Source organism: Xylanibacter sp. (genome assembly GCF_057607445.1).
In genome coordinates this window covers 467,726-492,734 of record NZ_DBLZAX010000001.1, presented here as the reverse complement: position 1 = coordinate 492,734, position 25,009 = coordinate 467,726, and the positions used below count along the sequence as shown (strand labels likewise).

Below are 25,009 nucleotides of genomic sequence, written 5' to 3'. Positions count from 1 at the left end.
TCATACGGCATTGATTTTATTCTATATAAAGGAAAAACTTTACACTCACTTCATCTTCACCTTTCTAACGGCTATCGTCCTGCCATCTCGCGTTATCTCAACAACCGCAACACCCGACACGGACGCCTGAATGTTCTCAACAGAAGATGATGCCACGCATGAAGCAGCCTGAACACCGTCAGCAGAATAAACGGCTATGCGGTCGCCTGTCTCAACACCGCTAACGCTAAGCCTGTCACGCAAGGGCGACCATGCGCGTATGTCCGCATTCTTATCGTCATCGAGCATACGGTTGAAGCTGATAGTGAAGCGTCCAGATATGTCGCCGCCTTCAACAGAGGTGAAGTCATAGCCGCCATCAAGCAGATTGGTCTGTTTGCCAGTCTTGGCATCTTTAAGCACTACACTTTCATAGTTGCCGGCATCACAGGTTTCAGGTAGATAGAACGTGTACATGCCTGGTTCGGGCAACGTAACGCCAACAGCCACCTCACCGCCCTGGCTGACAGCTGACAACAGCGAATAGCGTGCACCCGAGCGTGCAGCGTAAAGCTGCGCTACGCTGTCGGCAGCCATCCACTTGACGCCATCAGAGGCGATGTCGAAATAGTTGCGTGCCTCATTTTCAGGCACAGCGTTAAGCTGCAGCACGTCGGCCTTGTCTGCCCCGGCAGCACGCGTTGCCCCGGCCTGTCTCAGGCCTACCGTAAGATTTGCAGCCGCGGCATAAGGCACGCCGTCTTTCTGCTCAGAGGTCTTGATGCCGATAATCTCTGCATCCTTCAAGGTTGCAGTCTGTGTGAAAACTGCATCACCGGCAGGAATATATCCTCCGGCAATTTCGCCGGCAGTGTTTATCGTCTTATATGCACCCTCAGTGTATCCATATATCACGCGGCCATATTCCATGTCGCCATAATTCATTGCGCAGAGATAAGGCGAACCGAAGAGGTTCCAGCTCATGTTCTCCTTATGTGTGAACTTATTGCCAGCTGACGAACTTGAGTTCCATGGTTCATTATAGTTCCATTTATAAAGCACGACGCTCTTGTCTGCTCCACCCTCACTATACTGTTTTCCACTGAAACGCACCGTAAGATTATCGTTTGAGGTGTTTTCAATGAGGAAGCCCTCTGTTGTTCCTATTTGCGCAAAGCCGCCGTCTGTCCATGCTTTTCCGTCAGATCCGTCATACTGATAACTGTAAGCAGCACGCATCTGTCCACTGTAGCGCTTCAAGTTATAACCGTTTAAAGGACTCATACGCTTAACTTCAAACGGCATTACGGCCAGGTCGTTGCCATTTACTGTTACATCGCGTTCAACAGCAAAGTTTGTCAGCGAGATGTAATTGCCGTTGCCGCGCAAACCGGCCTGATGTTCCAGAAGCAGGTATCCGGGGTTGAAGGCGTTGCCATTAGGATAAACTCCTGCTTTGACCGAAAGTTCCTGTCCCTTGCGTACATACACCACTGACCTGCCAACGGGATAGTCATCTGCCGTAATAGCGTAATCGCTGCTTATATTCCATGTCTCAAAGCAGCCGTTATCAACTGCGTTGCGGATTCGCCTGTTGCCTATAAGGTCGCGCTCATGGCCTACTTTCATTATATACTCGCTTATATCTGTCCGGTTACCTGTCGGATCAATATCCTGCGAGGTCTCCATCAACTGATATTCCCAGTAATCGTCCGTAACATAACTGTTCGTTTCTGCAACAAAAGCCCGGTTGTTGCCACTGCCGGCTGCACCGTTTATGGCTTCCGCCGACGTCACATTAACCGCCTTAACAGCATTGACTGAGCCCAACACCAACGAATTATACAACAAACCGCCTGCGGCACCCTCAACACCATTATTAACAATCGAAGTGGAAAGCACACCGGCATTAACCACCGGCTTGCCTGTAATCTCAAATCCATCTATCACGCCGTCAGCACCTATGGCAACGTTCTCCAATGAAGAGCGGCTTGCGGCAACCAACATGCCTTTACGCTTGCTCAGCAAGTCTGAAACGATGCGGTCAGTTTCTGTTTCAGCACTCCGCTCATCGTTCATGCTTCCATACACCTTGGTATTTCCAAGAGACATATTCAGCAAGCCCGTATCATGATAATTGCCGTGAACAAAAACGTAACCATTCTGTCCTGAATGTCCCAAAGCATACAAACCGGCCAAATCAACAGCACCCTGCAAGTCGCCAAGAGCCGTCTCCCAGCTCTTTCCGTCAGCAGTTGCCGTAAGGTCAGCCTTAACATAAACAATAGGCTGCAGCGGTGCTTCATACTCGTATGCACCAACATCTACCGACCCGTCAACAACTCGCTGGTTATTACCAAGATCCTTCTCTTCAGCCGGAATTGTCTCCGCTGCCAGAGCCTGCTCTGCATAATTGGCATTGCTGCCCTTATTGAGCAACTTCACACTTGGGCGTATACGATAATCGCGATTATAGACATCTGCATTATCCGGATCGCGGAAGTTAGGACCTTCATTGACATTATCGTTTGCCACACCACGGGTTATTGCCACATTCTTATTGTAATCGTCTGTTGTCAAATTCTGTGTATCGTTATTCCATGAAACAGAGTTATAAACAGACGGCACTGATGCTGAGGTAGTAAGATCTGTCTTGTTATTGGCAAACGTTGCATTCACCACTGTTATCCGGCTGTCGGCACCATTAAGTCCTGTACCTCCGTCGGCAAACAGCGTATTGACGAGCAGAATTTTGCCCGACGAACCAGAAACTATATTCAATCCATTTGCCTTATTGCCACGGAAGCCTGCATTTTTAAGCGTAACCTTGCCTCCGCCCGTACTTGCCTGCATTCCTGTTCCGCCGTTTGAATTTTTGTTTATAAAGGTAAGTCCTTCTATCGTTACAGGCTTGTTGTTGGCCGCAACGTCCATCAGCAGGCTCGTTACGTCGGCATTGCTCTCCTGAGTTGTAATTACTGTAGGCTTGCTGAAATCCTGAACACCCGACTCATTATACGAGCCTTTTACATTCAGCGACTCGCCATACTGAGTATCACCCATAGACACTGTAAAGGCCGTACCTGTTGACATTCTTGGCAATGAATACTCACCGGCTTTAATATAAACGGCCTTATCCTTAACTGTACCTCCTGTAGGATTGGCCATAGCCGTCAGAGCTCCGCGCAAGTCAGAAGTTGCATTTGCCCAGTTTGATCCATCTGCCTTTCCGCTCTCTACCGTTGCCACATATATAGCATCCATCTGCGGGAACGTTATTTCATACTGATATTCATATAAACCTATGTCTATAGGCTTATCGGCAGAAGTTCCGTCTTCTTTCAAAGGACCAGCATAACGGAGATATGTGTCCATATAGTCTTTATATCCCATGTATTGTGTGGCATATTCGCCGGCATTGCTCCGCATCCAGTCTGCGTATGCACCGTCAATAGTTCCGCTTCCGGTTGCCACCTTATGAGTTCCGTCTCCGGCATCAGTCAATACAGATATTGCAGCAGGATTCCATTGATTGTTGGCATCATTGCCGGCTACACCTGCTGTTGATGAAGGCTTGGTAAAGCGAGGTCCGGTTACTGAAGTATTGTCTGTAGAAAGAAGAATATTGGTATCGCTGTATTTTGACAAATCAACAGCATCGCTCGCACTGTGAGTGATCGACGTATTTGTTTCGTCTGTCTGCGGAATATTCTCACCTGTAATTTCATTACCCCACATTAACGTATTTGTAATAGTATTTTTGCCATTGTGGTGGTAAATCACCGCATTGCTTTGAGCCTTATTTCTGACAAAAGTATTATTCATTAATGAAACTTCAGGAACATAATTCGGTCCAATTATTCCATCTGCATAATTTGTTCCGATGGCTCCGCCCTGGCCTACTGTCTCATTATTCACCCAAAGCGTATTTACAGCATATAACCCTGCATAGACCTTAGGAGCATCAGAAACGCCCGCTACATATACAGCTCCACCTCTTGGCAGCTGAGTGGGCACTACAGGCTGGGCATTATCCACCGTGCCGTTACCGGCCAGGATGGAATTTACAATGGTCAACTTGGCGTCACGCATATAGACGGCTCCGCCGCGAACTGCAAGATTATTGATGAGACGGCAGCGGTTAAGCAGATAAGACACTCCGTTAGAATAGATGCCTCCACCTCGACCGATTTCGTCAGTATCAGCCGCATTACTTAATATGTTTGAAGTTTCACCGTCCATAATGGTCAAGCCGTCTAATATAACAGGATTAAGCGGTTCCTGATTTTTTCCTGCATCAGAATAAACTACATGATAAACATTCTTAACCTGCTCTGACACGTTGACATTGCCTGAGAGAATTACCTGACTGGCAAGTTCCCACGGCTCGTTGATACCATTCTGATTAAAGTCAGAATAAGCACGGTTAGATAAAATTTCACTGATGTCTCCCATGCAAGTAAAGCTGCCAGTTACCCCCGGAATAGATACAATATCCTGACCATCGGCTGACTTAGAGGAAATTTGTTCTGTTCCGTTAAATCCTCCATAGATGCTCACACCTTGCGGAATAACATAAGAGTTCTGTCGCTGGTCTACAGTCTCAGTGCTTGCATCCATACGACGATAACTTGGTTTATATGTGCCGCCGGCCAAAAGGATTTCAAACCTGTCTGTTTCTTTAGCAACACCATTTTCACGCACAGCCTTGATATACTCCAACGCATCATCAAGCCATGTCAGCGATGTATAGAAAGAACGCCCTATATATTTGTCCATATCCTCACCTTCGGGCAACTGCACATTTGCACCTTGTGACACGAAGATGCGGGTAAGCAGGACGTCTGTAGGTATGGTTCCGCCTTCAAACGCGAACGCTCCAGCATCAATACGAGGCATATCGGCCTGAATACGTGGTATACCCTGCATATCAACAGAAGAGATACCTAACCGACTGGCCATAGCGTCCTGATATACAGTATCCATGCCATGCTTTATCAGTGGCGAATAGGCCTTCAACAATCGAGAAGACGATGCAAAGTAAAGATCTTCATTGCTTTCCATTGTCGTATTTTCAAAATTAGAAGGCATCTCATATGTCTCAACAAAAGAATGGTTGACAGGATAAAATGCAGAAATGCCATGCTCAACAGAAGACCACACATCATCATCTAAAGCCTCTGTCAAGACACCACTGATATTTTTGTCAGAAGGTGCCGTATTACCCCACAATATTGAATTGGTCACCATCATAGCACCATCCTCGAGGAACAAGCCTCCACCTATAGATGAAGCAGTATTGTCAGTCACTGTACATGACACCATGTGAGCTCTGCTGTCTTTACCGGCATTTGTATTATCTGCATATACCCCTGCTCCATTTTCTGCCGTATTATCCATAATAAGCGAACCAGACACAATGCCTCCGGGCAAGACATAAAGTCCACCTCCTTCAATAGCCTCGCAACGGGCCACGACACAGTTGCGCACATGTGCCCAAGATGTTACGACAGCACCGCCTCCACGCGTATTAGGATTGCCGTTACCGGCCATAGATGTTGCCTTGCCGTCAATAAGATAGATACCGTCTATGATACTCTTCTTATCGTTGCCGTTCCAGTCAGAAGGCTTCTCGCCGAACGTAACGGTATGATATCCGTTCACCTTCTGTTCCAACGAGCTACTATTATTTATAGCCGACAAAACAGTTTTATATGTAATCGGATCGCGCTTATATCCGTCGCTGTCATCATCCCAGTTGCCATCCTTATCGCTGAACCCGCCCATCACTGTAACGCCATAAGGAATTACGTAAGTGTAGCTCTGCGGATCGTCCTGATTACTTAGTGTATTTGCGTTATAAACAAAAGAAGCGCTTTCATAACCGGCTAATTTAACAATTACTTCAATATCAGGATTTTCCTTAGCTGTTATACCAGCATGTTCAAGCACATTTTGTAATTTCATCGCACAAGCCGCATTTGCTAACGACCCACCACTACGTAATCCATTTCCATTCTGAGTTACATAATATATAAAAGCATCATTATGCTGTTCATAAGCTATATTTTCTTCATTCGCACTTTCATAAGCACCAATATCAACAGTACAATCTTGTATTCTTGCATACCCATCCGCATCCTGAGTAATATTAATATTTTTGTCATCATCTGTCAAATAGAACTCGCTACCTGTGTTTAGACAAGGATTGGCACCATTTACAATATTCAAATAATAATCTGATGTCAAAATATTCAATGATTCATAATACTGTTTGTAACGTTCTATATCAGAGGCGTTATATTCATCACCGAAAAACGCATATTTATTATGTTTGGAAGTTTCTAAAGCACTACTTGCTGGTGTCTGCGTGTTATCTGTAAATTTAACTAATGAAAAATAAGAATATTCCAAATTCTTTGGAGCCTGATTTAACCCCTTACCAATTTGCATAAAGTTCTCTTTTGTATTTCCATATCCATAATTGCCCACAATGATACAATTATAAAAAGAACTACCATCACCACTTGCAAGAGACTCATCCCAAATACCTGGAATAATAGGACGATTGGCTTCAGCCCATCCTCCTGTATTGCCTACTATAGTACTGCTATAAAAATTACTTTCACTTTGAACAAAAGCTGCAGATCCTAATACATTCGTTAATGATGTACCATCAGGATTAGGATTTAGTTCAGGATCATATCCCGCAACATTTTGTGCAATTACACAATTAATAATATTACCACCTGAAATACTCAATCCTGCACCTTTACCATATATATTACCTGTTGATTCATATCTATGACTACCTTCGGTGTATCTAGCAAACTTGAATCCTTCTAATCTATTTTTTACAATCTGACAATTTTCAACAATACCTCCTACACAATAGACGCCACCTCCACCAGTCAAATTAGAAGCAGTATGATATACAAAGTCATATTGTTTTTCCCAAAACAATCCACCCCAAGAACTTGTCTGATATTCAATATTTCCACATTCATAAAATTTATTATCTTCTATTCTGCAATTTTTAAGATGACCATTTTTCATCAATTTTACCCCTGCACCATATTCACTAAGACCTGTTTGTCCTCCTGTAATAATAAAACCCTCCCAAGTAGTCTCTGAGCTAAACTCATTAGATTGGGTCAATACACGTTTATTTGAGTTTGAATATCCTGCAGGATTGGTATTTTGTATAGGTTTGAATTTATAACTATCACCACTTTTAATAATAGTCTTGAAATTTTCAAACTTATGAGATATATCACGATTTATGCCATCTAATTTATCACTTGGACATCCTATTGCAGCAAAGCCTCCAAAAACATCAACACCATCAACCATATCCAGGTTCTCAATATACGTGCCTGCACTAACCCAAATATCTTGTCCCGCCTTAGCTTTATTTAAAGCTGCAGAAATAGAGCCGATGGCGTCATTCCAAGATGCCCCAGAACCATTTGAGCCTTGACGTACATAAATTACAGTTCCGTCAACAGGGAGCTGTGCCTCATAGGCACCTAAATCGGGTGCACCTCCACGACTACGGGCTGACAACGTAATGTCCGTTGTTATTCCACCAATAGTTTTTCCAACATTAACTATCGGGTTCTGATTGGTAGGCTGGAACGACGAGTAGCCGCCTAAATATGTGTCAAAACCCAACGAAGCACCAGATGTCTTTGTCGGGTTAGAGAACTGAGCTGTAGAAATTTCTATGGTGTGAGTATTTGCCGATGTGTTTGCCGTTGAGAATGAAGAAATCAACGAAGCATTGTCAGAATAAGCCTTGCCATTGTTATTAACTATAGTAACAAAGTTAATTTTCAAATTTGCTCCATCACCGTTTACCACAGCTGCAGTTTCAGTTATATTCGTATTGTTATTTACGACACAGTTATTCATCGTCAAAGATGCATTACGTGCATCAATAGCCGAACCTTCTTGAGCCGTATTGTTCTCGAAGATACAGTTGTTCACCGTAACATTTGCTCCATCATGCACAAGCAGACCTGCGCCATATTGACGGCTTGCCTCACCTGCAGCGTAACCGTTAATAATATGAAATCCGTCAAGACAAACGGCAGCTCCTTTAGCAACAGTTATACAATGATACAATCCATCTTCAATATTCTTGCCTTCATGATTACCGTTTATAACAGAACGATAAGTCAGCGGATTACGTTCAACCGATATATTGTCGTCTGATCTATGATAGCCTCCATAAATATACAAAGTTGCCCCACTTGCCGATGCAGGAATGTCTATAGTTGCAGTTTGCGGATCAAGGTTAGTAAAAGCATAACGCGGCCATATATCACCCTCCATCACATGCACCTCAAGACGTTTGCTTCCAACAGTTTCCTTATCTAGACCTGACAAATAGGCAATAGCCTCATTAAGTGAGCGATAGCCATTTGCCCATGAACTGCCGTCATGAGTAGCCACAGCACATTCAACATCAACATATACTTTCAAGGCATCTCCTGTATCTTCAGGATTAATATTGGTAGCCTCAACCGAATAAGCACCCACAGCCGGTTTCTGAGCAAATCGTGTCCCGGCAATATCTATTTCAGGAGCAACCAGCACATCATCTGGGAATGTACCTAACGTCATACCACGAGCACGCAGATTTGCTCCCGTTACAGGTTGCCAGAAATAATTAACATCTTCCAATAAACCTGTTACACCTGTAAACTCAGGCAGGCCTTCGGCAACAAAGTCAGGACTGAGCACGCCTTCTTCAGCAATATTATTGCTCTCTGCCAACGAGATTACTTCCTGCTGAAGCACATTATTCCAAACAGCATTGTTTATACCAGACAATGCTGTATACAAGAAACGTACATTAGACGGTGTTGGATTCTTTGCATACATCGGTATATTACGTTTCTGGATAGTATTGTTCCACAAAACAGAATTGATTACAAGTCCATATGAATCAACATACAAGCCACCACTCTGTGATGCATTGGCAGAAGTATTGTCTGTTGCCGTAGGGCAATCGTTGTTGGTTATAGTATTCTGCATCAACACTCCACCTTTTGCACAATAAACAGCACCATTAAGACGACTCGTATTATTTGACACAACAGATGTTGAAAGGATGAGATATTCAGGATGCGGCTTACCGTCTGTCCAATTGCCGGTGTGTGCAAGATAAGCGCCCGAACCATTGTTGGCAGAATTGTTAGTAAGCATAGAGGCCAACACTATACCGGCATTGTCAACATATACAGCTCCACCGTCACCGTCGGCATTGTTATTATATATCAGCGAATTCATAACACGTCCGCCGTACATATAGACAGCACCGCCATTGCCCGTAGACGAGTTTTCTGTAACAATACACTTCTCCAGTGTTGCATTAATACCCATGTAAACACCAGCTCCACGGTCTGTCATGAAGTCTGCCACGCCTTCACCTCCCTGAGCATAACCTCCACGTATGGTTACTCCATTAAGTATGGTTGATTTGCCGAAACCGCTTTTGCCTTCTGAAGGTAGCGGTGAAAAGAAAACAACATGACGTGAGTCGCTCGTCAAAGTCCATTTATGATTTGACTCATTCCAAGATGTCTTGCTGTGTTCATAATAAGAACCTTCGAGAATGGTCTTATTAACAAAATTCCACGGCATTTTGCCCACTTCACGTTCCTGCTTACTGATTTCATCACCGGCAAAGCCTCCATAAACACTAATTCCGTCACGCATAAGGAACGATGCAGAATAAGTTGTTCCGCTGATAACTTGTACCTGTGGTACATAAGTTCCGGCTGCCACCCAAACTTCTCCAGGAAGATTCTGCGGATTGTTCTTGGCCAGTTCGTCTATCATGTTCTGCAAGTTACCAGAAGCATTTTCCCAAGAAGAGCCATCGCCTGTTCCGGTTGCAACAGGTTTGACGTAACGTATACGTGTCGACAACATCTGCTGAAACTCATATGCTCCGATATCTATCGTAGAGCCGTTAAAACGCGGATTGCCGGCCATATCCTCACTGCCGTATGCAGACTGGTCGTAAGACTGCTGATCACCCTTACTTAACATTACCGACCCTTCAAGCACATTCCACGACCAAAGCGGATAAGCTGTCTGACGCCAGTTGAAATCACGGTCATAACTTGTCTTCAGCGACGGTGCGTCAAACATTGGAGCATTAGTGTCACCGCGGTTTTCTGCAGTAACATATATGTTTCCGTCTGAGTCACCGGCCTCAACTTCATGGAATGCGGAATTTTTGAATTTCGGTCTGTATTGCGTCGAAAGAGTTGAATTTCCCCAAATAATAGTATTTGCAACATTATATCCTTCGGCCTTATCGTCTATCATATCGATGCCGCCACTTGAATTTCTCGACACAGTACTGTTCACAACTTTCGCCCCGTCAGCAAGGCGCAGTCCTCCATTCTCATTATTGAATATTGACGAGTTAACCACGGTGGCCTCGCCTGCCAGATACAGACCGCCACCGGCGTTCTCAACTGCAGCACGCTCTCCGGCTGCATTGTTATAAACAACACACTGATTTACAAGTGATGTGCTGTTGTTGACATTCTTTACTTCAGCATCAACGTATATGGCACCACCTTCTGTGGCATAGTTGTTCAACAAGAAGCAGCGTTCTATGCGGAAGATGCCGCCGCCCGTATTATCGCCATGTATATATATACCGCCGCCCTTCTCACCAGAACCGTCAGCATGGCCGTTGCCTATTGAGAATCCATTTATTATAGTGGGCGAAGTATTTTTATTGTTTCCTGAGGCAGGTACCATATTAACATTCAGCACATGTGTGGCATTGTCTGAACGTGTTGTATTGGCAGGGAATATCAAGTTTGTATTGTCAACAACATCATCTCTCTTGATATCACCCGAAAGCACGGAACGATATTTCATCTGATATGGCTTTCCGAGCGTCTCACGGCTGTTGACGTTAGTTTCATCGCCCTTAAAACCGCCATAAAGCTGAACGCCTGACTTCAAGCTGAACCCATCGGCAGGAGCTATATACAGCTGGTCGGCGCTCGTTATCTGTTCAAAGCCCTGCACCCATATCTGATCGCCGGCAACGGCATTCAGCAATGCTGTTTGCAATGTCGTAGTAGTTTCCCACGACGTGCCGTCGCCAACACCTGTCGGGCTGACGTAATAAATCTTTGTTTGTGCCATAATTCCTAAATAAGAACCCAGGAATAAAAGCAACATATAAAATCTGAATAAAGTCCGCATCTTTATCATTTCATTATTCTTTTACGATTATCTTTGCAGATACTGCTACATTAATATTTTTTGTTGTCTTTACTGATATTATCAATTTCTCAGTATGTCAGTTTTTATTCATGTCTGCCGGTTCAATTCATGCTCAGCGTGATACTTCCACTGCCGGTTACGCCCTTTATCGTTGCGTTAACCTTATACCAGGCGGCCTGCTGCAAGACATAACTGAAATTCATTGTATATCCGCTTCCGGTAATATCATTGCCGTCTTTTCTTGCAGAAATATTAAATGTCACACTCGGTGTCGTTGCACCATCAGTGAACGTATAATGATACACGCGACCGTTGCGCTGACTTATCTCTGAGGTGTTATAGAATGTCCATGACTTATCTTGATTATCCGGTGTCACACCTGTAATCTCCGGGAACAATCGGCCATATTCCTTTCCTTTATATGTAAAATCTGTAACCTTCACATCTGTATATCCTTGATCGTATGCATCAGCAGCATCCCACTGTATGTCTATTTTAGAGGCAAGACGGGTAAGCGTCATTGTCGGTATGCTGCCTATCTCACCCGTACCGCCAACTTGTATTTCAAACAGAGCCGGCTGGTCGCCGCTAACGGCTGTTTTATAATACCCGGTGGCTACGCTGACAAACTTAGCTGAAGCATTATCGTCTGTTCCTGCATAATCATTAGATATTGTCAAGGCTTTCACCTGCTCATTATCTTTACAGTCACTTATGCTTTGTTCCGGGTTATACTGAGCATCACTGCTGTATGTTACGCCGTAAATATATGCAGAACCAATTTGTGCATCGACAGTAAGAAGTTTTACTCCTTCACGGCCGTCATAATTAGGAAGTTTGTCAAAATCATCTTTTGTTATAATTGTTTTTTGCACATACGGTCCGTCTTTATACGCCAATATCACCACCAGTCTGTCCCAGTCAGCTCCTTCTTCCACGCCCGTCCCCGGATCACCTATACGCGTCAGCCCTGACGTAGCAGGAACTGTCACAAGAAGTTTGACCGTTTCCATATCAGTCTCCGGCGAAATAGAGTCTTCACTTTGGCATGCCGTTATGGCTAAAGCTGCGGCACATAAAAGAACATGTATTTTAGAGATATACCTCATGTCTGAACGTGTATTTTCTTTATTTTACTTACATAAATTATTCCGGAAGGTTCTGCTGTAACATCATCAAATTTCAATATCAAAATCGCCTCCGGGCTTCCAATCCAACTCAACCGATACACCGACTTCGGGATTTTCAGTCACAACACCGCCTTCATCATTCAGCTTCACTTTTATCACCTGCATCTCGCCTGCCTTAAGCGGATTTTTCATATACAGTGTGTTCTTGACATATTTTCCGTCGGGCATCTGTGTTATCAGATCCATTTCCCATATACTTCCCTCAGCCACTGTGGGGTCGTCTGTTGCACGTGATTTTGCAGTATTTGCCGACGGGAAACATACAGAATGGAACGCAAGCAGACCGCCGCCTTCCGTACGGTGTGTCCTAATTACGGCCTCGTTGTCGTATACAAAAGTGCTGTCTGAACAATGCAGACCTGACGACGTGCGGCGTGTATACGCCACAAGTGCCTTTGCCGGTGAATTGTTCGGATTTACAACCAGCACAGGTACTGAGTTGACCATATATAAGGGCACATAGAAATGTCCCGAAACATTGTCCATAAGCATAAGGCCATATCCCATATAGATAGCAGCACTGTGTGAGTCGAGCGTATCGGCCTGTGCCTGGCGCAGACTGATGCCTGTGTAGGTTGATGCGCCGCTGATAGTTACCTCACTGACAGAATGAGTAGCTGCAAGGGCTATATTGTGGTAGTCGCCACGGTTCATATAGATGGTCATTGACAGACTGTTGGCATCAGGCTCAACGGTCTGATGCTGAGCCAAGTTGCCGTCTTCTAATGTAAAGAACGAAAGATCCATCACAGCGGCACGCTCGCTCATAATGTCAGTCATATCAGAACGCAACGCCGCAACCAGTTGCCGTTCTGCCGGTGTGGTAAGCTGCTGGTCGAGCGTCTGACGAAGTGATGCGGATAATTCCAAACGATAATCAACGGAATAGTTTACACCGCAACGCGACAAATCTTCATCTATACACGAAACAAAGGACAACGGAAACGCTGACAACAGCAATGCCGACAATCCTGCACAAAACTTTGAACAATAATTCTTATTTTTACGCTTCGTCATCATTCTTAACACCATTATTATTTCTTCTTTTTCTAAATCACCGCACTCACGGAAGATTAACGGTTATCCGCAAGCGTTTTCCGGTTGTAGGCGGAAGCCCTACGAAAGGCTGCCGCCTGGTTAGCATTTTATACAAAAAATCCTTTCAGGACAAAAAGATCATTTGTATTATTTAATCTCTACGTCAAACGTATGGCCTTCTTCCCAATTCAAATCAACAGACATACCGAGCTGTAATGACGGTGTGCGAAGATCAGGCAGGCCATTATAAGCTGACTTCAGATTTGTAATATTAAATTTGGCAATAGTATTATAGTCTTGTTTAAAGATTTTTTCGCCAGTTTCTGTAGCTGCGCTTGACTCCAATTGTCCAACTAAATAAAATTTACCGCCAGCAGGAATTATCATACCGTCTTTGCCATAAAAATCTTTATCACCGTTCACAAGTTCTATAGCCACATTGACATCCTTATTTGACTCTGTTTCAAAAGCCAAAGTATAGTTGGTTATTGCACCTGTAAAATCAGAAGAATATTTTGCACACATTCCTTCTGTCATAGACTTATCATATATTGTTTTGCTGCCAGTTGTAATTGCTGTCGGTATATAATTCCAGCCGACTTCGCCCTGTCCGCCAATCAATATACCTGTAATCTTAAATCCTTCACCGGGAATTTCAACAACAGAACTATTATGACCATCATCCTTTGAGTCAGGAACACGCTGTGCGCCAAACTTAACCTGAGTTGAAAGACGGCCAACTCCATAATTAATGGGCTGTTCAATTGCTATCGAACGAGTTGTCGGAGCCACAGAGCTGCCTGTCATTGATCCAATAATCGCTGTCCAATCAGAAGCGGCGTCCATATCAACTTCTGTATCAGCAGTCTTCACATTGCTATTCACGTAATAACATAAAGCTGCAGGATAAACATAGCTGTCTAATGATGCAACATTAATTCCTGTATTTCCTGAAGCTGCAACAACATCAAATTTTGTCGAGTTCCATACAACCTGGGCTGCACCATCAGGCAGATTTATATTTTCAGGATAACCGGCCAATGAAGAGCCTTCTCCATAGCTCAGTTTTCCATCAGACTCTACGACACCGTCACCGGCCTTAATAGCTGCCTTAATAGCTGTAGCCTCTGCACCGTCTTCTTTTGCCAAAGCATTATAAAGATACTGCATCAGGCACAATACACTGTTAGAAGAACCTACAGTCGTTTTCAGAAACTCATCACGCAAATCTTTCAAAGTTCCTTCTCCGGCAGCATCCCAACCTTCAGCATTTGCTACAGATGTCATCCATGCAGCCAATGCCGTAGCCTTTGCGTCTGTCTCGTTGGTTGTTATATTTACAGGAGAAAATTTAATATTTGACAAAACAGAATAATCGCTCGGCATTGTTACCGCACCTTTATCAAAATTAGTTCCTGCCTCTTTATTTGCCTGACCATAAAGGATTACAGCACCTGTACCTACAGGAATGGCAACATCATTATAAACCTTAGCATTAGAAGTTGCAGACAGATTGTCACTGATATTACCCAAAGCAATAACAGAACCAAGATTCGACTCTGTTCCTAATGCAGGCATTGAGGCAAAAGGTATCAGCTTTATATCTTTCATACCGAGGAAGTTTCCATCCTGCTGGGTGTACTCTCCTGTCATCCTCGTCTTAGCTGCTGCAGGAATATTAATTGCAAACTGTGTTTTTACGCTCTCTCCATCATAGGTAGGATTGGTGTTAGACAACTCATCCTCAGAAGAGCATGCAGTGAAACTCACTGCGCCAATAAGCAGCGCTGCTGCTCCATAGGCAAAATTTCTGTTATAAAACTTTTTCATAAAGAATAATTAATTTAATTAAGTTATAATATTTTGTTGTTTATTTCTCTTTCAGCTGTTCCGCCTTCATTATAGCTTCATACTGCTCAAGGTTTCGCTTAGCCTGTACGTTTCCGTCGGCTGCGGCACGCTTCATATACTCCAGACCTTTCTGCCTGTTGCCTGTCATGTAGTAAGCCACTCCAAGCGGACTGAAGGCTCTCTTGTCGTCCTTAACTGTAAGCAGTTTTCTGAGAGCTTCGTCATATTTCTCCTCCTGCATCAGTTCTGTAGCCTCGTTTATGGTCTTGGCCGCCGTGTCGGGCACATAGTCATAATATATCCGCAGATAGCCCGAATTGCGCTGGTCGCTCAACACGTTGTCGCGCAGATACGCATACGGACGTCCACCGTCTAGCTGTCTTATCATCTGTTCGCGCTTATCCGGATTTTTCTCCGTATCTATTATGTGCAAAAGCTCGTCGCGTCCATCAAAGCTGCCGTCGGCTATCTGGTCGCGCAGCTCGGTCCATGCCTCGCCGCCATTGGCGCAGTCAAACAGCTTGTCTGATATTTTCACCCTCTTCTGTATATACGCCTTCAGGGCATCGGCACGCCGCCCTGCCAGACTGACATTGTTTTTCTGTGAACCTTCAACAGAAGCCAGACCAACAATCTGTATGATCTTAACCGACGATGTAGAATCGGCCATTATGCTGCGCGTAATGTCAACAATATGGTCGAGCGTCTGTGCGTTGTCGCGGAAGTCACGTTTAAGCTCCGAACTGTTCAGCGGATAATGAACATACAGAGCCCCTTTCTCCTTGCGCAGTATGCGCGTGTTGTCGTAGGGCTTATACTGCGATACGTGCATCAGCACCGGATTATCCTTCTGCAGCTCACCAGCCTTGCCTGCATTGTCCTCAACAACGGCAAGCGCGGGCACAAACTGCGGCACATACACCATATCGCCCATACGCCTTCCGGCCATATCCTCAACATTGCAGCACCCTTCTTTCTCGCGTGCCACGTCGAGGTATACTTTATCCTCCCATATCCAGGGACTGTCGGCACGCCTGAGCATGACGTCATACCTAACTTCTGAGCCTAAAGCCACTTCATCTGCCGTGGCCTGCTGAGCATTATCATAAAATCGTGCACGCTCCGTGTAGCGCATGTTGCGCTTGCCTCTGAACACTGTCGGCTTCAGCAGCAGGGTGTCGCCCTTAGCAGTTACAAGACGGGGCGTGGCTATAACGGCATAATTGCTGCCTACCGAATCGCCTTCAGTCAACACGAACGACAGCCTGAGAGCCGTAGAGTCTATCCACTGAGCATCAACGCCGTTGCCGCGCAATGCGGACGCATTACAGACAGATGAGCCCAATGCCAGTAAAAGAATTGAACTTAAAGATCTCATCATTGTTGTATCTTGAGATTGTATTAAATTAGTCGAGTATGCAAAATAAAATCACACCGACAGAAATCATCAATGCGACTTACTTAATGTAATATATAACAGAGATTGCAAGTTTAGTAGGCATGAAAACACCCTTTGTGTCTTCACCAATTTTGCTTCCGCACACAGCACATGCATATTTGTCATAACGGGTTATGCCATATCCAAGGCCGACAACGCCCTCTATGCTCCATCGCTTTCCGGGCAACATCCAGCTGTAACCATAGACAAGGCCTACGGCACCAAGGTCACCCTGGAACCTGTACTTCTCAAGGTCTGAAAAAATGCCGAAAGGCATCTTCACTCCACCGGCATTATAATGAGAATAAAGCAGGTTGGCACCTACAAAATGCCCCGAAAAAGGAGAACAGAGCCAATAGCGTGCCTCAGGCTGAATGGCTAAATGCTTCAACTTTTTGTTATCAGAAAATGTGAACGGATTGTAACCCGCCGAAACATCAAGAGTCCACTTTGACGACAGACGTGTTTCAACAGATGCATTAAACGTTGCTGTTGTCCAATACAAAACATTTGTCTTAACTGCCAAATTTTGAGCAGTTATAGTCATTGTATCGGTCAAAAACAGCATGCCCAACACTAAAGCTAATTTTAAAAATCTTGACATTCTTATTAATAATCTAGTAAGTTCTGCAAAGTTAAACCTTTTTAAATTGAATAATCTATTCCACTTATATATATTAAATCTTATTAACTAGCGCCCGATAGTTTTAACAATATTTAAAAATTCCGACAGCAATCTAATCTGTAAACATAAAATTTACACATAATGACGCAGAACGTCAGGAATTATTTTAAACACTAACCAGGCTATAGGCTGCATCCCGTTTAATCAAAATAATGGCACCAGCCGATAACAGACACCAACGTTTACATAAGTCAACTAAAATCAGACAAAGCCCTGCTTGAAGTCAACCGAAATCAGTAAATGGCAAGAAGTAAAACAGCAAAAAAAGTTTTTTTAAAGAAACTCATCACTCGTCACAATAGGCTTTAACTCACTGCAAGCCAACCATTTACCATGTGACGAGTTGCAATTTCAACTCATCACAGAGCAGCATATAACATATTTTTAGCTGAAATTCCATATTCACAGAGCCACGTTACGGCTCAAAAACGGCACAGAACGAGGCGTTGTGACGAGTTGAGAAAGAAACTCGTCACACATCAACTCTCTATCAGCCAACAGGTTACAAGCACATGTGACGAGTGATGAGTTTCTTTTAAAAAATATTTTTCAGTAATATCCATAAAGCAAAAGCATACCTTTCATGCTGCAATATACCACATATTACACTCTGATATGTGGTCTTTCACAATATGACTTGCGGCCTTTTACATTTCAGACAACACTCTCCTGCCCCATAGCTCATCGCCTGGTGAACAGCGTTACGGCAAGTGAGGCCAGCGTGAGGCATACGCCTACGGCCACCACACCCGTCCAAGAGGCGGCATGCCAGCCCGTGCCGGCAAGGAATGTGCCGAGAGAACCTCCGGCAAAGTATGTTGTCATGAATATGGTGTTCACTCTGTTTGATGCTCCGGGGCATACCTCGAACATGCTTGCCTGATTGCTGAGCTGTATGCACTGCATGCCTATGTCGATGATTATCACGCCTGCTATCAGACCAACATAGGTGTCGCCAAGAAACAGGACTGATGCCCATGCAAGCAGCATAAGCGCACAGCCAATGAAGTTGAAGCGGCGCACGCCTACGGTCCTTACGTGCTTGCCTACCGACGAGGCTGTCAGCGCCCCGGCAATGCCGCATAAGCCGAGAAAGCCCACCACGTCGCTGTCGGCATAGAACGGTGCCTGTGCCATCTTGAACGACAGACAGGCCCAAAGCGAAAGAAACGAACCGAAAGCCAGTCCGGCTCTTACGGAATATACGCGCAGGGCAGGATAATCGCGCAGCAGCGAGAAGAGCGACGCCATGAGCTTGGCGTAAGAGCCCTTGAACGTTGGCCGTATGTCGGGCAACACCTTCATTACGACAAAGGCGCATACGAGCATCAGGCCCGACGCAATGAAATACATGGCGCGCCAGCCGAGCACATCGCCCACCACGCCGCTGACCACACGCGAGGCAAGAATGCCGGTGAGCAATCCGGAGATGACAATGCCCACGTTGCGCCCCTTATGCTCCGGACGTGAGAACTGCGAAGCTATCGGAACAAATATCTGCGGTATCATTGAGCCTACACCGGTAAGAAACGATGCTGCCCATATAACATAAATGCTGGTTGAGCAGGCTATGGCAAGGAGCGAGAACACGAGCACGCTGAAGTTTACGAGCACTATGTTCTTGCGGCGGCAGAGATCGCCAAGGGGGACAATGAAAAGCAGTCCGACGGCATAGCCCACCTGAGTGATCATGGCTATGAGGTTGGAACTGAACTCGCTCACGCCCAGGTCGCGGCCTATCACGTTGAGCAGCGGCTGATTGTAATATATATTGGCAACTGACACACCTGCAACAATGGCAAGTGTCCACAAAATTCGGGCAGGAAGACCGCCGTTCTCTTTAAGCTCTACTGTCATCTTCGTTACAAAAAGTTATGTGCATGTAAAACATTCTTACAGGCATATCATTGATATAATATGGAAAGGGGGCAGACATGACCGAAAAGATGTCTGCAAAAGACAAGGCACAAACACATGTCCATGCCATGACAGCAATGTCGAGACACTGCCGCGTAAACGTACACCTGACTTTAGCACATTTGCGTATGCGCCAAAAGTCAACTGCCGCCAAGACAACTGCCGTGGCTATCTACTTGCGCATGTCTACGCCGCTGCGGCGGGTGCGCTTATAGCTGCGGTAGTCGTCAACAGGAATCTCTACGTCGGGCTCTGCCATGTCGCCTGCCGACGGAAGACGGAACTTCATGTACTTGATGTTGAGTCCGCGCTCAATCCACTGACTTTCATAATACGTCTGAATTGAAAGTATGCGCATGGTGTCGGCATCAAGCCCCTCGGCATGATAAAGATCTGTGGTTGAGAACAACACCGGGAAGGCGTTGCGCTCTGTCATGTATGTGGTGTAGGTGAAAAGGAAATTGCTGTCGGTCTTGACATGCACGATGCCTCCGTCGACAAGAAAACGGCGATAACGCTCCATGAAGTATGTACTGGTGAGACGCTTGCGCACATTCTTCATCTGAGGATCGCTGAACGTGAGCCAAATCTCCTGCACCTCGTCAGGACCGAAGAAGCGGTCGATGATCTCGATGTTGGTGCGAAGGAATGCCACATTCTTAAGTCCGTCGTTAAGAGCCTGCGTTGCACCTGTCCACATACGTGCGCCCTTGATGTCGACACCGATGAAGTTGACATCCGGATATAGCCTTGCCAGCTCAACGGTGTATTCGCCCTTGCCGCATCCCAGCTCAAGCACAATGGGGTTGTCATTGTGAAAATACATGTCGCGCCAGTGGCCTTTCATTTCAAAAGGCACATTCTCAACGACCGAATAAGGGTATTGAAACACGTTCTCGTATCTCGCCATGTCGGCGAACTTAGCCAATTTTCCTTTGCTCATCTTAAAATAAATCATAATTCATAATTCATAAATCATAATTATTTGTCAAAAGACAGGCTATCGTAATCAAAGAAATAGCCAATTATGAATTATGAACTATGAATTATGGAACAGTAATTTATAAATTATGAATTGTAAATTATCAATTATTCAATTACAACCTTTGTCCAGTTATGGATGTCGGGTTCTGTGCCATACTGTATGCCGCGCAGCTTGTTGTAGAGCTTAGTGCTGATAGGTCCGGGCTTGCCGTCCTTGCTGATAACATAGCTCTTCTTGTTCTCGAGGTCGTCAATCTTAGAGATAGGACTGATAACGGCAGCTGTACCGCATGCACCTGCCTCCTCGAATGTAGCCAGCTCGTCTTCAGGAATCTGACGGCGCTCAACCTTCATGCCCATGTCTTCAGCCAGCTGCATGAGGCTCTTGTTGGTGATACTCGGCAGAATGCTGGTAGACTTAGGAGTAACGTAAGTGTTGTCCTTGATACCGAAGAAGTTGGCAGCACCGCACTCGTCCATATATTTCTTCTCCTTTGCATCGAGATAGAACTCGCATGCATATCCAAGGTCGTGAGCCATCTTGTTGGCACGCAGAGAAGCAGCATAGTTACCGCCCACCTTATATATACCTGTGCCGAGAGGAGCAGAACGGTCGAACTCGCGGATGATGACATAAGGATTAGTTGAGAATCCACCCTTGAAGTAAGGACCTACCGGAGTAACGAATATCATGAAGAGATACTCGCTGGCAGGATGAACACCAACCTGTGCTGACATGCCGACGAGCAGCGGACGGATGTAAAGAGTTGCACCGCTCTCGTATGTAGGTATGTAATCCTGGTTCAGGCGCACTACCTTGGTAACCATTTCCTCAAACAGTTCTGTAGGAACCTCCGGCATCAGTATGCCGCGGCATGTGCTCTGCAGACGTGCTGCATTCTCATCCATACGGAAAACGCGAACCTTGCCGTCAGGGCAGCGGTAAGCCTTTAGACCTTCGAATGCCTCCTGGCCGTAGTGAAGACACGTAGCAGCCATGTGCATCTTTATATATTCGTCAGAGCAAACTTCAACTTCGCCCCACTTGCCGTCGCGATAATAGCAACGTACGTTATAGTCTGTCGGAATGTAACCGAAAGGCAATTTTGACCAATCCAGATTTTTCATATTCATATTATTTTTAAAGTATACAACAAATTTTACTCAATCAACAAAGCCACTGGGGTTAACTATATGTAATGTCAGCCCCGGACTTACCAACGGCAAAAATAATAATAATATTACTAATCAGCAATTTTTATGACATAATTTATTAAAAATGTCAGTTTTATGCTGTTTTGCAGCCTGCCTGCGGGCATGTTCAGCCGTTGTTGTCGTCCTGAAGTATTTTCTTTATGTCGCTGTCAGCCCGGCTGAGCTTGTCCTTGCACAGCTTTATGAGCTTCTGGGCAGTCTTCAGCTGCTGGCTCAGGCTGTCTACGTCAAGCTCGTTGCTCTCCATCTTGGCGACAATCTCTTCAAGCTGTCTTACGGCCTCTTCATATTTCATTTCTTTAGGCATAGTCTTTCGTATAATGATATGTTTATTTTTTTCTTTCAATGTTACGGATGTTTTCCGCCCGCAGCCACACCTTTGTCTTTTGACGGCTTATCAGCTGCCTGCACCACAGACAAGGCTGAGCCATGGGCAAAGCGTGTCTCGATGACATCGCCCTCGGCAAGCGCGGAGGCGTCGGTAACGGCGCGGCCGTTGTGAAGCGTAACTGAATAGCCCCGGCGCAGAAGAAGCGAGGGGTCGGAAGCGGCCACACGCTGGGCAAGAAGCTGCACACGATGGCTCTCCACAAGCAGGCGGCGCGAGGCAAGCGGTGCGAGCGACGCACCGACAGACTCGATATGCGAGCGGCGAACAGCCAGACCCGACGATGCTGCAGCGCAAAGACGGCCGTAGAGCGAGGCGAGTGAAGCCTGACGCCTGGTGATGACAAGCGACGACAAGGACGGTATGCCGGCAGCAAGACGCCCAAGGCGCATCGACTCATAGTCGAGACGGCGGCGCACAGCCGTAGTGATGCGGTCGCCGGCAGACATAATGCGGTCGGAAACACGCTTAAGGTTTTCAATAAGGAATGCAGCGGCTGCCGTAGGCGTCTTTACCTTTGTGTTGGCCACCATGTCGAGCACCGACTCGTCGCGCTCATGACCAATGCCGGTGATGACCGGAAGCGGAAAGTTTGCCACATTCTCGGCAAGGGCAAGAGTGTCGAATCCCGACAGGTCGCTCGTGGCTCCTCCGCCACGGATGATTACAACACAGTCGAACAAGTCGGCACACTCGTTGATGCGGTTGAGGGCAGCAATGACGCTCTGCTCAACCTGTTCGCCCTGCATGACAGCCTGAAACAGCTCGACGATAAAGTCGAAGCCATAGGCATTGTTGCTCAGCTGACTGCAAAAGTCGCCATAGCCTGCCGCCGTGGCACTGGATATAACGGCAATGCGCTGGGCGAAGAGCGGTATGGACAGTTCGCGGTTAAGGTCGAACACTCCTTCTTCTTTCAGCGTGCGCACTATCTCCATGCGCTTGCGTGCCATGTCGCCAAGCGTGAAAGTGGGGTCGATGTCGGTTACGATCCACGAAAAGCCGTAGTTCTCATGAAACTGTGCATGAACCTGCAAAAGCACCTTCATGCCGGCATGTATGCGTTCGCCCGTTACGCGCTCGAAATGCGGACGGGCAAGCATCCACGTGCTGCGCCAGCACTTAGCCGAGGCACGGGCAACGGGAGTGCTGCCGAACTCGTCTTTCTGCACCAGCTCCATATAGCAGTGACCGGCCGACTCGCGCACGTCTGCCAGCTCAGCCTCAACCCAATAGTCGCCTGGCATGCTTAGCTCGAGCGCATCTCTTACGAGCCGGTTGAGTTCAAGAAGCGATACGGTGTGTGTCATTTTGAGCGGTTTTGCTGCCGGCCCATGACGTAGGCACGCCAGAAGTCGGGCACGCCATAGCCGTAAATGTTGTCAGGAGTGGAATAATTGTCGGAACAACGCCTCACGAGGTCGATAATCTCCAATGCCGTCTTGTCGCGCAGCGCCTGCCAAAGACAGGCCACCATGCCCGACACCACAGGCGTTGAAAACGAAGTGCCCATATCCTTGATGATGGTGCCTCGCCCCGTAACAACCGACGCCGGACTGCCAAGGGCCATTATGTCGGGCTTGACACGGTTGTCGGCTGTAGGGCCTACGCTGCTGAAAGCGGCATTGCGCATGTTGGGACTCACGGCGCCTACGGTCAGTATGTCGTGTGCATCGGCAGGCACATTGATTTTCTTCCATGAAGACATGCCGTCGTTTCCGGCGCTGTTTACAAGCACTATTCCCTTTGACGCCAGCATCGAAGCTGTGGCAGATATCAGTGCCGTATGGCCGTCGAGCTGAGCATATTTATAATTGAACGAACTGTCGTCGAAATCATGAAAGCCCAAGGAGCTGCTGATAATGTCAACGCCCACGCTGTCGGCAAACTCGGCAGCAGCAGCCCAGTAGTCTTCCTCGGCAAGGCTTTCGCCCGTCTCGTCCTCACATCTCAGAAGCCAGTAAGCCGCATCGGGCGACGTGCCCACAAAGGTGTAAGGCACCTTTACGGCCATTACCGACAGCACTTTTGTGCCATGCTCCATCTCCTTGAAAACGCTCTTGGACTTCGGCACAACGAAATCTTCCCACCCGAGGATGTTTACATTCTGCAGACAAGGTATCAAATCGGTGTTCATGAATCCTCCGTCAAGAACGGCAATGGTGATGTCCTTGCCCGTAAATCCGTGATTATGCATGCGCACACCGCCAATCATTTCAACTTGCTCGCGCGTAACGCCATAGTAGTTTTGCGCCACAGTGTCCCAGCGGTTAAACTCGGTGTGGTATTTCATTCTCGACGAAACCTCGCTGACAGAATCAGGCGACGTCCATACTTTCCTTACGCTTTTGACAAAAGGCAGCGACAATAGCTGTCTGACACGCTCGGGCTGCTTGCAGCGAACGAGCAGAGTGTTGTTCCACTTGCTGCGGCTCACCACCTCAACTCCGTCGGTACTTACGGCTGATATGTATGCAGGATTTATAGGCAAGTCGGTAGAGTCAACCTGCAGTCCCTGACGTCTGCGGCGGTCGAGCGACTTCACCGATAGGTAATCTTCAGGACGAGCAAGGCTGTAAGGCGTGCCTGTCTTGTCCTTAAGCTCAACGCGATACATGTATGTCTTGCCTCCGGGATATTTTTTCTTGCGTGCCCCGTCTGTGCCATAAGCCGACGAAGGCATGACAAGGGATAAAAGCATCAAAAGTGTTATAAGTTTTTTCATCTGCCTACATAAATTTAAGCAAATGCAAAGTTAGCTTTTTTAAGCGTAAACGCAAAGACTATGCAGGGTTTATTTTCGCGTTTTCCCTACAGCACCGGCAAGACCAGCCGATGCCCCTTAAGCCATGTTAAGACCACGACGGCACGTGCCGAGAATGTTAAAACGGCAACAGGAGAATGTTAAATATTAACACTTGACAGGCCCTTTACGGCATGCTTGCCTGCGTATGGCAGCAAGTATATACACAAAAAGCATAGGTTTTAAGCACGAAAAGCAGTGTATCACGATGCAAAACATGGCCTTTCGGAAGCCAAAAGACGGCCTTTTGCAAGAC

At 46.2% G+C, this 25,009-nt stretch carries 12 protein-coding genes; all 12 read right to left on the bottom strand.

All coding sequences use genetic code 11. The annotated features are described in order from the left end of the window. Positions 1-45: 45 nt before the first annotated feature. Positions 46-11,163, bottom strand: coding sequence for a right-handed parallel beta-helix repeat-containing protein (locus tag ACZMIG_RS01910; RefSeq protein WP_487888935.1), 11,118 nt, complete (start codon positions 11,161-11,163; stop codon positions 46-48). Positions 11,164-11,345: 182 nt separating this feature from the next. Further along, on the bottom strand, positions 11,346-12,257 hold the full coding sequence (locus ACZMIG_RS01905; protein WP_487888934.1) for a hypothetical protein: 912 nt from the start codon (positions 12,255-12,257) through the stop codon (positions 11,346-11,348). Between the two features lie 162 nt (positions 12,258-12,419). Then, on the bottom strand, positions 12,420-13,466 hold the full coding sequence (locus ACZMIG_RS01900; protein ID WP_487888933.1) for a hypothetical protein: 1,047 nt from the start codon (positions 13,464-13,466) through the stop codon (positions 12,420-12,422). Between the two features lie 153 nt (positions 13,467-13,619). Then, positions 13,620-15,302 (bottom strand): hypothetical protein, encoded by a 1,683-nt coding sequence (locus tag ACZMIG_RS01895; RefSeq protein ID WP_487888932.1) that lies wholly within the window; start codon positions 15,300-15,302, stop codon positions 13,620-13,622. Positions 15,303-15,342: 40 nt separating this feature from the next. Next, positions 15,343-16,704: an OmpA family protein gene (locus ACZMIG_RS01890; RefSeq protein ID WP_487888931.1), complete on the bottom strand. Its 1,362-nt coding sequence runs from the start codon at positions 16,702-16,704 to the stop codon at positions 15,343-15,345. Positions 16,705-16,780: 76 nt separating this feature from the next. Beyond that, complete coding sequence (locus tag ACZMIG_RS01885) at positions 16,781-17,329, bottom strand: DUF3575 domain-containing protein (protein ID WP_487888948.1); 549 nt, start codon at positions 17,327-17,329, stop codon at positions 16,781-16,783. A gap of 798 nt (positions 17,330-18,127) precedes the next feature. Then, positions 18,128-19,303, bottom strand: coding sequence for an MFS transporter (locus tag ACZMIG_RS01880; RefSeq protein ID WP_021853852.1), 1,176 nt, complete (start codon positions 19,301-19,303; stop codon positions 18,128-18,130). Positions 19,304-19,535: 232 nt separating this feature from the next. Next, positions 19,536-20,306: a tRNA (guanosine(46)-N7)-methyltransferase TrmB gene (gene trmB / locus ACZMIG_RS01875; protein WP_288172502.1), complete on the bottom strand. Its 771-nt coding sequence runs from the start codon at positions 20,304-20,306 to the stop codon at positions 19,536-19,538. A gap of 146 nt (positions 20,307-20,452) precedes the next feature. After that, entirely contained in the window at positions 20,453-21,475 is a 1,023-nt protein-coding gene (locus tag ACZMIG_RS01870; RefSeq protein WP_021853854.1) for a branched-chain amino acid aminotransferase, read from the bottom strand. 193 nt (positions 21,476-21,668) lie between these two features. After that, positions 21,669-21,869 (bottom strand): exodeoxyribonuclease VII small subunit, encoded by a 201-nt coding sequence (xseB, locus tag ACZMIG_RS01865; protein WP_125103851.1) that lies wholly within the window; start codon positions 21,867-21,869, stop codon positions 21,669-21,671. A 41-nt stretch (positions 21,870-21,910) separates the two neighbouring features. Continuing rightward, entirely contained in the window at positions 21,911-23,260 is a 1,350-nt protein-coding gene (gene xseA / locus ACZMIG_RS01860; RefSeq protein ID WP_287601208.1) for an exodeoxyribonuclease VII large subunit, read from the bottom strand. Continuing rightward, complete coding sequence (locus ACZMIG_RS01855; protein ID WP_487888930.1) at positions 23,257-24,675, bottom strand: S8 family serine peptidase; 1,419 nt, start codon at positions 24,673-24,675, stop codon at positions 23,257-23,259. Before ACZMIG_RS01855 ends, xseA begins: the two co-directional genes overlap by 4 nt. Positions 24,676-25,009: the final 334 nt, after the last annotated feature.

Excerpts from the sequence above, each read along its gene's own strand:
- ACZMIG_RS01910 (WP_487888935.1), bottom strand. The coding sequence starts at position 11,163 with ATGGCACAAACAAAGATTTATTACGTCAGCCCGACAGGTGTTGGCGAC.
- ACZMIG_RS01900 (WP_487888933.1), bottom strand. The coding sequence starts at position 13,466 with ATGGTGTTAAGAATGATGACGAAGCGTAAAAATAAGAATTATTGTTCA.
- xseA (WP_287601208.1), bottom strand. The coding sequence starts at position 23,260 with ATGACACACACCGTATCGCTTCTTGAACTCAACCGGCTCGTAAGAGAT.
- trmB (WP_288172502.1), bottom strand. The coding sequence starts at position 20,306 with ATGAGCAAAGGAAAATTGGCTAAGTTCGCCGACATGGCGAGATACGAG.
- ACZMIG_RS01870 (WP_021853854.1), bottom strand. The coding sequence starts at position 21,475 with ATGAAAAATCTGGATTGGTCAAAATTGCCTTTCGGTTACATTCCGACA.
- xseB (WP_125103851.1), bottom strand. The coding sequence starts at position 21,869 with ATGCCTAAAGAAATGAAATATGAAGAGGCCGTAAGACAGCTTGAAGAG.
- ACZMIG_RS01890 (WP_487888931.1), bottom strand. The coding sequence starts at position 16,704 with ATGATGAGATCTTTAAGTTCAATTCTTTTACTGGCATTGGGCTCATCT.
- ACZMIG_RS01905 (WP_487888934.1), bottom strand. The coding sequence starts at position 12,257 with ATGGAAACGGTCAAACTTCTTGTGACAGTTCCTGCTACGTCAGGGCTG.
- ACZMIG_RS01855 (WP_487888930.1), bottom strand. The coding sequence starts at position 24,675 with ATGAAAAAACTTATAACACTTTTGATGCTTTTATCCCTTGTCATGCCT.
- ACZMIG_RS01880 (WP_021853852.1), bottom strand. The coding sequence starts at position 19,303 with ATGACAGTAGAGCTTAAAGAGAACGGCGGTCTTCCTGCCCGAATTTTG.
- ACZMIG_RS01885 (WP_487888948.1), bottom strand. The coding sequence starts at position 17,329 with ATGCTGTTTTTGACCGATACAATGACTATAACTGCTCAAAATTTGGCA.
- ACZMIG_RS01895 (WP_487888932.1), bottom strand. The coding sequence starts at position 15,302 with ATGAAAAAGTTTTATAACAGAAATTTTGCCTATGGAGCAGCAGCGCTG.